This window comes from Pelatocladus sp. (genome assembly GCF_059505505.1).
The window spans coordinates 17,746-29,757 of sequence record NZ_JCACKS010000259.1 but is presented as its reverse complement, the minus strand read 5'-3'; the positions used below and the strand labels follow the sequence as shown (position 1 = coordinate 29,757).

Sequence of the window (12,012 nt, the reverse complement as noted above, 5' to 3'; positions counted from 1 at the left end):
ATTTTGCTTAATTTGTCAAGTTGATTTTATACTAAATTAGATGAGCTTACCCTGAATGCCTAGTCTAGGTAGTGTCTATATAAAACACAGCTACAAATGTATATAACAAGATTCCAGATTGATATTAGCAATATTTAGTAAATTGACGATACTAGTACAACAAGGCAAAAGTAAAAAGGCAAAAGTAAAAAGAAAGAAAGCTTATAAAATAAGCTTTTCGAGTATTTTAAATGGTTGCTTTATTTACGCCGTGCTGTACTAGTTAAAATTAGACCTCTTGCAAAAATAATTCATGGTATGATAGAAAGTTTTTAAAATTTGCGTTCCATTTCAATCAGAAATACCAATAAAGTAATAAAAGTTCTCTGTATAGATTTTGATGTGCATTTTGAAGAAAACTCTTAATCATACCACAAAATAATTTTGCAAGAGGTCTATTAAAGAAAAATAAAGCTGTTTGACTCATTATCATAATCCCCGATCCCTTTGCCATGTCCATTCATCACACCTGTAATTCCCTAATTGAAACGCTACGCCAACGCAGACAACAACTAGCTACTCGGATTGATTTTCCAGTAATTCTTTGGTCAGGAACTAGTATTCCTCGCAATTATCCAGCCAATGTCTTTCCTTTCCGCGCTAGCAGTCATTTCCTTTACTTTGCAGGATTACCACTTGTGAATGCCGCGATTCGCCTCGAAGCAGGTAAGCTAGAATTATTCATTGATGATCCCGCACCTGGTAGCGCCCTATGGCATGGTGAAATGCCCAATCGAGAAGATATCGCCACTCGAATCGGGGCAGATGCTGCCTATTCAATGGCAGAATTAGAGTCATATTTAGAGGGAGTAGCGACAATTGCTGTCCAAGATCCAGCTACTTGGACACAACAGTCACAACTGTTGAATAGATGGATTCTACCACGACATCAACTGCAAGGCATTGATTTAGAGTTAGCCCAAGCAATTATTGAGTTACGCCTGACGCACGATCAACAAGCGCTAGCCGAATTACGAAAAGCTGCTGCTGTCACAGTTGAGGCACATAAAGCAGGTATGGCAGCAACACCCAGTGCCAAAATAGAAGCAGAAGTGCGCGCAGCGATGGAAAAAGTCATTATCGCCCAGAATATGACTACTGCCTACCACAGTATTGTCACTGTTCACGGTGAAGTTTTGCATAACGAGCAATATCACAATTCCCTACAACCGGGTGATTTATTGCTTGCTGATGTCGGTGCTGAAACAGAAATGGGTTGGGCAAGTGATGTTACCCGTACTTGGCCCGTGAGTGGAAAATTTTCATCTACCCAAAGAGATATATATAATGTTGTATTGGCAGCCCATGACGCTTGTATTGCTCAGGTGCGTCCTGGTGTAGAGTACAGAGATATTCATCTGTTGGGATGTAGTGCGATCGCTCAGGGTTTGGTAGATTTAGGAATTTTGCGAGGAGATGCTGAAAATTTGGTAGAAAGGAATGCTCATTCTTTATTTTTTCCTCATGGTATTGGTCATTTGTTGGGTTTGGATGTCCATGACATGGAAGACTTGGGAGATTTAGCCGGATATGAATCAGGACGGGAAAGGAGCGATCGCTTTGGTTTAAGTTATCTACGTTTAAATCGTCCTTTGCACTCAGGTATGTTAGTAACAATTGAACCTGGGTTTTATCAAATTCCAGCAATTATAAATAATTCAGAAATACGTTCTACATACCAATACACAGTTGATTGGGAGCGTTTATCTCAGTTTGCTGATGTGCGTGGTATTCGCATTGAAGATGATGTTTTAGTTACAGATAGTGACAGGGAAGTATTAACAGATGCTTTGCCAACTGATGCTAATGCAGTAGAGGAATTAGTTAGGAGTTAATGGTTTGTAGTAAGGAATGAGGATTAAATAAAGTGCAAAAGTAGGCTGTGTTAGCGGAGCGTAACGCACCGTTTTAAGTTCCATCAGAATTGCATGTTATTAAATTTGCGTTCCTAAGCACTTTAGTGCTTGAATATTTGAGGGCTAGAGCCACTTACCGACCAACCACTAACTATCTTTCTGGATTTGACTTCTAACCCAGTTACGGAACTCCTTAATCAAATCCAAATAATCTTTCTGTCCTACCTGTTCTAAAAAGCGAGAAATTTGCTGAATTGGCAAATTTGGAAATGCTAAACTTTCCTCAACTACTACATATTTGTGGTTTTGTAAGATATTGATGCTAAAAACATTGCCATCATATAGCCAAACTTCTAGTACACCCATACTGGCATAGATTTGCAAACGCTCTTGAGAACCACTGGTGATATCAATCTCCACTACTAAATCTGGTGGTGGATCTTGCTGCAAGTCAATTCTATTTTTACCTTTAACAGCGTTGAGATTGAGAATGTAAAAACTTTCGTCTGGTTCAGCACCAGTCAAATTAGGTCGTTTAAAAGTTGTGGAACCGAGAGGTTCTATCCTAACTGCTAATTCTTCAGCCAGAGTTTCGACAAATCTACCAATAACTTTTTTATAACGCTCATGCTCAGGCGAGGGAACCATAATTTCAAGGTTGCCATAATTATAGGTAAGTCGTAGGCGACGACTAGCACTGAGTTCATTTAATAGTGCTTCGTATGTTTGCCAACTGATACCTGACAAGTGGATAATTTCTTCTGGCGGGATCAGAGTATTGCTAGTCATGGCATTATGATTACTCTCGTCTTTTATTCATCTTCAAACACTGCTCCTCTTACTTTTAACTCTAGCCTCATCTCCACAGAAAGCCCCTGATTATAGCCAAACAGAGCATGATCAACTTTTGCTCGCGTAAATTTTACATCACTCAAATCAGTATTTCTCAAGTCAGCATCTTGAAGATTTGCATCCTCGAAATTGGCATTTCTTAAATCTGTACGCTTATTTTTAAGATTTAAAATTTCCCAAATTAAACGCCATTTATAATCTAATTTTGTTGCTTGGTTGATTTTGACAGATTTTAAGTTTACACCACTCAAATTAGCACCATTCAAATTAGCACCTTCTAAATTAGCACCTTCCAAATTAGCGCCTTCTAGGTTGGCATGATCTAATCTGGCACCTATTAGCTGTGTATCATGTAGATTGGCATTCTTCAAGTTGGCGTTTCTCATTTTGGCACTACTTAATTGAGCATTTTTGAGAACAGCACAGTTAAGATTGGCGTGATTCAATTTTGCGCTGCTCATATAAGCATTACTCAAGTCTGTATCCACTAGTTGAGCATGATTGAGATTGCCATTCCACAGGTACACACCACTGAGATTAGCATTAGTCAGATTTGCATTTATGAACCGAGCATCACTCAGGTTAGCACTGCTGAAATTTACGCCTACTAATTGAGCATTGCTCAAGTTGGCAGCGCTAAGATTAGCATATTGGAGATTCGCATTGCTCAGATCAGCACCTATGAGTTTAACGCTACTGAGATTAGCACTTACTAACTGAGCGATCGCAAGCTTTGTACCACAAAGGTTAGCATCGCTGAGGTTAGCGTGACTGAGGTTAGCACCACTAAGATTGGCATCACTAAGATTGGCACCATTTAGATAAACATTACTAAAATTAACACCCACTAATTCAGCATTGGTTAAATTAGCAAGAATTAAGCTTATATTTAAATCTTGATCTATCATTTTCTTATTTAAAAAATTTTTAAGTATATTCTTGTTGACATCTAATTCTTGAACTTGGTTATTATTTGCATAATTTACACGGGTAATTTTCAGGAGAGAATCGAATGATAAATTATCAGCAGAAGAAGAACGTGATAATTTTTTAGAGCTTTTATTCAGCAAGTTTTGTTGATTCCAAATAATAAATAAGATAGCTACCAAAAAACTCAAAACAATTATAAAAAATGATGGTTGACTATTTGTCAGCAACAGCATAACCATAAAACCTAAGCCAACCAGAGCCATTTGCTTGACTAATGAAATCAGTCTTACTGTAGCCTCATCATTATGATTATTCTTTTTACGGTTGACTATAGTCATGCTTTAATACTCCATTGCTTTACTAAAAATTAACTCAAATCAACCTCAAAGGTAATTATGAGTAAAAAAAACAAGTATTTCTTTTACACGAATCAAGTTAAACCCTACTCAACGCGAGCTAAATAATGACTCTGTGTCCCAATTAAATATTAAGAGTAGAAAATTTTTTGGCAGAATTTATTACTTAATTCAAAAATATGCATGATAAGCCTCTTGGCTCGGCAATTACAAAATGAATTAAGAATAAACTGGTAGGTGCTGATCCATAAATAGCTAGTAGTAATTATTACCACTTTTTTCGGAAAACTGCCAGAGGTTAACAGGTAAATTTTATTTTTTATCTATGCAATTATCTATGTTGTTTAGCTGGCTTAGTCTAATTTTTACTTAAATCAAGATATTATAAATTTTTCATTATTAATCATCTAGCTTAAGATGGAATTTATAATATAGTTTGATCGTTAATCAGCAATATAGTAATTTACTCTATGACCCAAAAAACAACCAAAAATTTACCTATTATTTTTTATTGAAAATCAGGATTAAAAAAATCATCCAATGATTACAACAATAAAAGAAGCAATACTACTCTTCCTCTTGTGTATCTTGTCTGCCATGGTAAGAGAAACTGGATATTTTTTTATTTGTAACTCCCCAATGGTAACTCACAGAGCAAAACTACTAAGCTGGTAAATAGTACCTTCAAACTTTACCAGAAATTCTGGTTTCGTAATTTAGAATCGGCTAGAGTCTGTCTCAGGCAAAAGCCGCTAAAATCCTTTGAAGCCCCTTAATGCTTAGTGTGTATAGAAATATTATCACTAGCTAACTACTTGTAAACAAATTTAGTCACTATGTTTGATGCACTTGCTGACCGTTTAGAAGCTGCTTGGAAAAAACTGCGGGGACAGGACAAAATTTCCCAATCAAATATTCAGGATGCTTTACGGGAAGTCCGCCGCGCCTTGTTGGAAGCAGATGTCAATCTCCAGGTAGTTAAAGAGTTTATTAGCGAAGTCGAAACGAAGGCGCAGGGAGCCGAGGTTGTTACTGGGGTACGTCCTGACCAACAGTTCATCAAAGTTGTTTACGATGAATTGGTGCAAGTAATGGGGGAAACAAATGTACCCCTAGAACAAGCACAAGATCAACCCACAATAGTTTTAATGGCTGGGTTGCAGGGAACTGGTAAAACCACTGCTACTGCTAAATTGGCTTTACACCTCCGCAAAATTGATCGCACTTGTTTGATGGTAGCAACAGACGTATATCGTCCAGCTGCGATCGAGCAATTGGTAACACTGGGTAAACAAATTGATGTACCAGTGTTTGAAATGGGAAGCGATGCTGATCCCGTAGAAATTGCTCGTTTAGGTGTAGAACGGGGCAGAGCAGAAAATATTGATACTGTAATTATTGATACTGCTGGTCGTCTGCAAATAGACGCAGATATGATGGCGGAACTAGCCCAGATCAAAGAAGTTGTCCAACCCCACGAAACCCTCTTGGTTGTGGACGCCATGACTGGTCAAGAAGCAGCTAATCTAACTCGCACTTTTCACGAACAAATTGGTATTACTGGTGCAATTCTCACCAAGCTGGATGGTGATAGCCGTGGAGGAGCAGCATTATCCGTACGACGAATCTCAGGAGCGCCAATTAAGTTTGTTGGTGTAGGTGAGAAAGTCGAAGCCCTGCAACCATTTTATCCTGAGCGCATGGCTTCACGAATTCTCGGAATGGGCGATGTTCTCACTTTGGTGGAAAAAGCCCAAGAAGAATTTGACTTGGCTGATGCCGAGAAAATGCAAGAGAAAATTATGTCGGCTAAGTTCGACTTTACCGATTTTCTCAAGCAACTGCGCTTGCTCAAAAACATGGGTTCCTTGGGCGGTATCCTGAAATTAATTCCAGGAATGAACAAACTTAGCAATGATCAACTCCAACAAGGAGAAACTCAGCTAAAGCGCTGTGAAGCGATGATCAATTCAATGACCCAAGAAGAACGCAAAAATCCAGATTTATTATCTAGTTCGCCCAGTCGGCGACGGCGAATTGCGGGTGGAAGTGGTTATAAAGAAGCGGATGTCAGTAAGCTAGTAAGTGACTTCCAAAAAATGCGTTCTCTCATGCAGCAAATGGGTCAAGGTAACTTTCCTGGAATGCCAGGAATGTTTGGCGGCGGTGGTGGTATGGGCAATCCTCTAGCTGCTGGTGGCAATCGTCCCTCTCCTCCAGGATGGCGGGGTTATAGTGGCGGTGCTAGTAACAAAAAGAAGCCCAAAAAGGACAAAAAAAAGAAAGGCTTTGGTAATTTATAGTCATTAGTAACATTGGTCATTGGTCATTAGTTCTTGGCTTAGTCATTGACTTTTGACCAAGGACAATTGACAAAGGACAATTAACTAATAGCAGTTCAGCCTGTGCAAGTGCTAAAATTAGCATTCCGGCACTGCAAGTTATGATCCTCTTTAAATAAAGAGGAACTAGCATAAGGTAATGAGCAAATTCAAGCTCTTACAAAAGCTGCTCTTGCAAGAGTCGGTTAAAAGAGAAAGAAAAAAGGAAAAACTAATCCCTTTAAGCATTTCTCTTTCCCCTGCCCCAAGTCCTCATTAACTATCTGCAAACTCATTGCTAACAATAGGAGAATAGTCTCTCAATCATGATTAAACTGCGCTTGAAGCGATACGGAAAAAAGCGGGAAGCGAGCTATCGCATAATTGCTATTAACAGCCTTGCTCGCCGCGATGGTCGTCCTCTAGAAGAACTGGGATACTATAACCCCAGAACCGATGAAGTACGACTGGATGTTCCCGGCATCGTCAAGCGACTACAACAAGGTGCTCAACCAACTGACACCGTGCGTCGCATCCTACAGAAAGCTAATGTCTTTGAACAGGTCAGTGCAAAAGCCGCTTCCTAAATTTGTCACAAAATCCCCAACAGTAAGTCCTGACTACGTTGGGTTAGTACGTTTTTTGATGCAGCCGTTTTTAGAATTTCCTGAGTCTTTGAGCGTCGATTGTGAAATGTATCACACCCATAAGCGGGCTTGGATTCGCATCGCTTTTGAAAGCACAGACAAAGGTAAAGTGTTTGGTCGGGGAGGACGTAATATCCAGGCGATTCGTACAGTCATTGCTGCTGCTGCTGAAGCTGCTGGTCACTCAGTATACTTAGATATCTATGGCAGTAATGATGTTGGTCGAGAGAGCGCTGCTTTTGAAGATGAGGGAGAAGAGCGATTGCCACCTAAATCAAGAGAAAGACGCGTCAACGGAAGCCGTCCTGTGATCAAGTCTCGTTCACGCTAGGCCTTAACTAGAGAAAAATGGGGTTAGCAATCAACAAAATGGTTGTGTTTTTTTACTGCTTATGCTATGTAGGATTCAGAAGGCAGAAGGCAAAAGGCAGAAGGGAACCCACCCTTAAAAGAATGGGATTGAAACAATGACGTTTTATACCTCACTGCAAGCAGTTTAGGTATAATTATCGATTTAAACTGGGCTTTAGACCCAGAACTAAAGTTTCAATTAACACTTCCAAACCTTCTGCCTTCTGCCTTCGATCCTCTGCCTTTCTCTGTAAGGAGGTGAAACTAGAGAGTGGCTGAAGTCCGTTTAGGTGAAAACGAGTCGATTGACTCGGCACTAAGACGCTTTAAAAAGAAAATTCAAAAGGCTGGTATTTTATCTGAAGTCAAGCGCCGAGAAAGATACGAAAAACCTAGTCTGCGCCGCAAGCGTAAAGAGGAGGCTGCACGTAAAGGTAGTCGCTAGTAAGATCACAAACTTTCAAACTAAGTAGAGACGCCTGACAGTCGCTTCGCTCCAAGTTAAAAGTTAAAAGTTAAAAGGCACTCATAAAAAACTTCAGTTGTGGGTATCAAGCCCACTTAAACACTCATAATTTTACCGAGACACGTAGTGCAAGGTAAAAGGTGTCCTTTTTTCAAGCCCACAGATTTATCAGTGGGAATCTTTCTTTTTACTTTTTACTTTTTACTTTTTACTTGTTTTGACGTTCCCACCCCTAAAGATCCCTAAACAGGGGTGGGCTTTCGTATAATTTGTAAATAATTTTTTATTGATTAGAAATAAAAAACTGAATTCATACAGTACATACTATGGCAGATGCCTTAACAATTGAACTGCCGAACATCGCAAGTGCAATCACTCTAGCTGGACAAGGAGAAGATAATCTCAAAATTCTTTCCAAGCAAACAGGTGCTAAACTCGTGCTGCGAGGACAGGAGCTACATATTTCTGGAACAGACAAACAAGTTGACTTAGCTAGTCGATTAGTGCGATCGCTCGAATATCTGTGGAGTAAAGGTAATATTGTTTCTAGTGCTGATATTCTCACAGCTCGTCAAGCTTTAGATACCCATCGAGAAGATGAACTGCGAGACTTACAAAAAGATGTTTTAGCTAAAACTCGGCGAGGTGAAGAAGTCCGGGCCAAAACATTTCGGCAAAAACAATATATCCAAGCCTTACACAAACATGACATGATTTTCTGTACCGGACCTGCTGGTACGGGTAAAACTTTTCTGGCGGTAGTTGTAGCAGTACAGGCGCTTCTTGCTAACCAATATGAAAAACTGATTCTCACTCGTCCTGCGGTTGAAGCAGGTGAAAAACTTGGCTTTTTGCCAGGAGATTTGCAACAAAAAGTTAATCCCTATCTGCGTCCACTTTATGATGCCATCAATGAATTTATTGACCCAGAGAAGATACCATCATTGATGGAAAGAGGTGTGATTGAAGTTGCTCCTTTAGCTTACATGCGAGGACGCACACTCAATAATGCCTTTGTGATTGTGGATGAAGCCCAAAATACGACAGCTTCCCAAATGAAAATGGTGTTGACTCGCTTGGGTTTCAACTCCCGTATGGTCGTAACTGGTGACATCACACAAATCGATTTACCATTACATCAAGAACCTGGATTGACAGTAGCGATCAAGATTTTGAGACATGTTGAAGGTATTGCTTTTTGTGAATTTAGCCAAAAAGATGTTGTACGCCATTCCCTAGTTCAACGTATTGTTAATGCATACGAACAGTATGAAAAATAGTCATTGCTCATTGATCATTAGTCATTGGCTAAGGACAAATAACAAATAATAAAGGACAAAGGACAAATGACTAATACATTAAAAGAATTTTTGGAAGCTTGCGAAACTTTGGGGACTTTGCGTTTAATTGTCACTAGTAGTGCCGCAGTATTGGAAGCACGGGGCAAAATCGAAAAGCTATTTTATGCAGAGTTACCCAAGGGTAAATACGCTAATATGCATACAGAAGGTTTTGAATTTCACTTAAATATGGACAAAATTACACAAGTGAAATTTGAAACAGGTGAAGCAAAGCGTGGTAACTTCACGACTTACGCTATCCGATTACTTGATGATAAACAGGAATCTGCTTTGAGTTTATTTTTACAATGGGGTAAACCAGGTGAGTATGAACCAGGACAAGTGGAAGCTTGGCGCACTCTTCGGGAAAAATATGGAGAAGTTTGGCAGCCCGTACCGTTAGCTGAAATTAGTTAGTAGTTGTTGATAGTTGGTTGTTGTGTGGGTTCACTGTTCACTGATTGCAGTGGGTTGAAAAGCTTATTCAATCAGTCTACTAAAAGTAGACTTAGACTATTAGCCCGCAGTTTACTTGCGGGCTTGCAGGCTCACGTTTTATTAAATATTGCTCCTTAAATACCCAACTAGATTGTCTAAAAATGAGGTAACTATTTTGAGCATTTCTGGTTCTGTGGATTTTTTATTTCCTGAACCAGGAGAATTTATCAATCTACAATCTAAAGGGAACTTACTAATTTCTGGAGTAGATTTCACAAAGGAAACTTCTTCTATCAAGCCAGCTATCTTCAGCCGAAAAGCTGCTTGCTGAACAATAGCTATTGGTTGATTCAGTTGATTGGCGATCGCATCTAAAGAAATAGTACCATCGGCAAATTCCCAGACTTGCCACTCCAAAGTATGTAGACGAATTTCTGGTTTAGTTTGAGTAATACTATATATGGCAGAATCAGGTTCTGGGAGAGCTTCAGCCAGGGTTTTCCAATCTTTCAGATTTCTCAAAGCCATCAAAGCCACTTCAATTGCTCTCAAGCTTAATCCTGTCATCTCTTGACTTGGTATGGGTGCTTTACTATCAAGTTTGAAAACACCTTTTTGAATTTCAAAAAGCTCTCGAATTTGCTGTATTTGGCTGGCAAATAATAAATTTAGTTGTTCGGCATTCAATATTCCTGCTGTTTTGAGGTTCAAACCAAGAGGTGTTTCTTTTCTCGGCATCAGCAAAATTTTTTCTAAAAATTGTGACCGCACCCAGTTCCGTTCGCTGATTTTAGTGATTAAACCTTGCCCATCTAAGGAGTTTGACACAGCCACTATACGTCCCTGTCGAAACCAAATAAAGTAGTATTGGGATTTTGCTTTGCCAGCATTACCATTTAATAATCTACAAACAGTTAAACGACCAGATTTCCTTCCTTGGTCTATGATTTGAAACAGTTCAGCCAAAGAAAAATCTGTTAAAGAACTAGATAAGCTCATTAATTAAATTATTCTAAAATAGTTATTTCTCCTAACTTGCACCCATGAGATAATCTTCGCTGCAAATTTCTCACTTGCTTTTTTCAAAGCTAGACTTTATCTTTTTTGCATTATAGTTAGGAAAATTATATAACTTAATTCCTCAATCATAGAAATTTTTACTTACAAATTTGTATCATCTTTTATTTTTATTTATTTGATGGCAATATATAAGGCTTCTAGAAGGTTTACTGCTTGATTTATTTGCATATATAATCAAGTCCATAGTTAATTTTTATTGAATTTTAAGCTTGATATCTTAATTGAGAGAATATTTGGATTTGCACTCATAAGCCGAAATATATTTCTGTAGTAGAGCAACGTATGGCATTTATCAATAATCGTACGATGATTTATATTAAAAATAAAATTGACAATATCACAGGTGGAAACAGTGAAAATCAGACGCTACATAGACGTTGAAGTCGAAGGATTAGGAGCAAAAATTAGACAAGTAAGAAAAGCTGATGGACGTTCAGTCGAAGTTTTAGCAGGAGAAGCTCAAATGAGCCGAGCTTACTGGCATGATATTGAAGCAGAACGAGTACGAGATGCTTTGCCTGAAGACACCCTCAGAAAGATTGAGCGAGTGCTTAACGTTGATTTAGGCGTAAAATTCGGTGAGTAAGTTAGGTAGTCAACTTTCAAGGGTAGGTGTTTAAAAACAATATATAACTTAAAGCAGCTTTGCGTTTCCTCTGAGTCTGGTAGAATATCTAGGTTGTTTAATTCTGATTCCGTCCGTCTTTGAGCCAGTCAATAGACCTTATTAACGTCGATACATTAGCCCAAGAACTGGCGACCATCCAGCAAACTGGTTCTAAACGAATCGCCTTATTGGGTTCACGTCATGTCCCGGTTACGCATCAAAATCTCATTGAGATGATGACTTATGCCCTGGTTTTATCAGGCAACCAGATCATCACCTCTGGTGCAACGGGTACTAATTCAGCTGCGATCAAGGGAGCTATGCGGGCAGATCCCAAATTGTTAACTGTGATTCTGCCCCAAAGTCTGGAACGTCAGCCCTATGAATCTCGCCTGCAACTAGAACAAGTTATGCATTTGGTGGAAAATTCTAGTAACGATCATCTGTCTCTCGCAGAGGCTAGTTACCTGTGCAATAAGGAGATTGTCTCCCGTTGCCAGCAATTAATTTGCTTTGCGTTTCATGACAGTGGTACTCTGTTGCAAACTTGTCAAGAAGCAGAAGAACATAGAAAATTGGTGACGCTGTTTTACTTTGATTAGTCATTGGTTGTAATGCCAACAGTACATTCCTTTAGCAACTACAAGGAGTGAATTCTGTCAACTGTAAGACTAGTGACCAAGCATAAACACTATGGACACATGTGAGTCAGAAAAACTGATCTTGCAA

The 12,012-nt window shown here is 39.1% G+C and carries 12 protein-coding genes; 9 read left to right on the top strand and 3 right to left on the bottom strand.

Annotation, left to right across the window (positions count from 1 at the left end):
- The first annotated feature begins 491 nt into the window (after nt 1-491).
- A complete protein-coding gene (locus AC5JMK_RS27245) occupies nt 492-1,874 on the top strand; it encodes an aminopeptidase P family protein (RefSeq protein WP_096676115.1) in 1,383 nt (460 codons plus the stop codon).
- A 168-nt stretch (nt 1,875-2,042) separates the two neighbouring features.
- On the opposite strand, the gene AC5JMK_RS27240 is transcribed toward AC5JMK_RS27245, so the two are convergent.
- Both AC5JMK_RS27240 and AC5JMK_RS27235 read right to left on the bottom strand, forming a co-directional pair.
- Nucleotides 2,043-2,684: a Uma2 family endonuclease gene (locus AC5JMK_RS27240; RefSeq protein ID WP_096676116.1), complete on the bottom strand. Its 642-nt coding sequence runs from the start codon at nt 2,682-2,684 to the stop codon at nt 2,043-2,045.
- A gap of 23 nt (nt 2,685-2,707) precedes the next feature.
- The gene (locus AC5JMK_RS27235; protein WP_096676117.1) at nt 2,708-4,015 is read right to left on the bottom strand and encodes a pentapeptide repeat-containing protein; all 1,308 of its coding nucleotides are present in this window, start codon (nt 4,013-4,015) and stop codon (nt 2,708-2,710) included.
- Nucleotides 4,016-4,869: 854 nt separating this feature from the next.
- Here AC5JMK_RS27235 and ffh point away from each other — a divergent pair.
- The 6 genes from ffh to AC5JMK_RS27205 all read left to right on the top strand — a co-directional run bounded on the left by ffh (nt 4,870) and on the right by AC5JMK_RS27205 (nt 9,575).
- Complete coding sequence (gene ffh / locus AC5JMK_RS27230) at nt 4,870-6,336, top strand: signal recognition particle protein (protein WP_096676118.1); 1,467 nt, start codon at nt 4,870-4,872, stop codon at nt 6,334-6,336.
- A gap of 344 nt (nt 6,337-6,680) precedes the next feature.
- Entirely contained in the window at nt 6,681-6,941 is a 261-nt protein-coding gene (rpsP, locus tag AC5JMK_RS27225; RefSeq protein ID WP_009455154.1) for a 30S ribosomal protein S16, read from the top strand.
- On the top strand, nt 6,922-7,332 hold the full coding sequence (locus tag AC5JMK_RS27220; protein WP_096676119.1) for a KH domain-containing protein: 411 nt from the start codon (nt 6,922-6,924) through the stop codon (nt 7,330-7,332). Before rpsP ends, AC5JMK_RS27220 begins: the two co-directional genes overlap by 20 nt.
- A gap of 291 nt (nt 7,333-7,623) precedes the next feature.
- Nucleotides 7,624-7,797 carry a 30S ribosomal protein S21 gene (gene rpsU, locus AC5JMK_RS27215; protein ID WP_026722531.1) on the top strand — a complete coding sequence of 58 codons (174 nt, stop codon included), beginning with the start codon at nt 7,624-7,626 and terminating at the stop codon, nt 7,795-7,797.
- A 347-nt stretch (nt 7,798-8,144) separates the two neighbouring features.
- Nucleotides 8,145-9,098 carry a PhoH family protein gene (locus AC5JMK_RS27210; protein WP_096676120.1) on the top strand — a complete coding sequence of 318 codons (954 nt, stop codon included), beginning with the start codon at nt 8,145-8,147 and terminating at the stop codon, nt 9,096-9,098.
- A gap of 66 nt (nt 9,099-9,164) precedes the next feature.
- Nucleotides 9,165-9,575 (top strand): ChuX/HutX family heme-like substrate-binding protein, encoded by a 411-nt coding sequence (locus tag AC5JMK_RS27205; protein ID WP_096676121.1) that lies wholly within the window; start codon nt 9,165-9,167, stop codon nt 9,573-9,575.
- A 141-nt stretch (nt 9,576-9,716) separates the two neighbouring features.
- Here AC5JMK_RS27205 and AC5JMK_RS27200 read toward each other — a convergent pair whose 3' ends face one another.
- Nucleotides 9,717-10,595, bottom strand: a complete 879-nt coding sequence (locus AC5JMK_RS27200; protein ID WP_096676122.1) for a DUF4388 domain-containing protein — start codon at nt 10,593-10,595, stop codon at nt 9,717-9,719.
- Between the two features lie 409 nt (nt 10,596-11,004).
- Between AC5JMK_RS27200 and AC5JMK_RS27195 the strand changes: the two genes are divergently transcribed.
- A complete protein-coding gene (locus AC5JMK_RS27195) occupies nt 11,005-11,262 on the top strand; it encodes a helix-turn-helix domain-containing protein (RefSeq protein ID WP_495911411.1) in 258 nt (85 codons plus the stop codon).
- Between the two features lie 119 nt (nt 11,263-11,381).
- Nucleotides 11,382-11,885: a DNA-processing protein DprA gene (locus tag AC5JMK_RS27190; RefSeq protein ID WP_096676124.1), complete on the top strand. Its 504-nt coding sequence runs from the start codon at nt 11,382-11,384 to the stop codon at nt 11,883-11,885.
- The last annotated feature ends 127 nt before the right edge of the window (nt 11,886-12,012 follow it).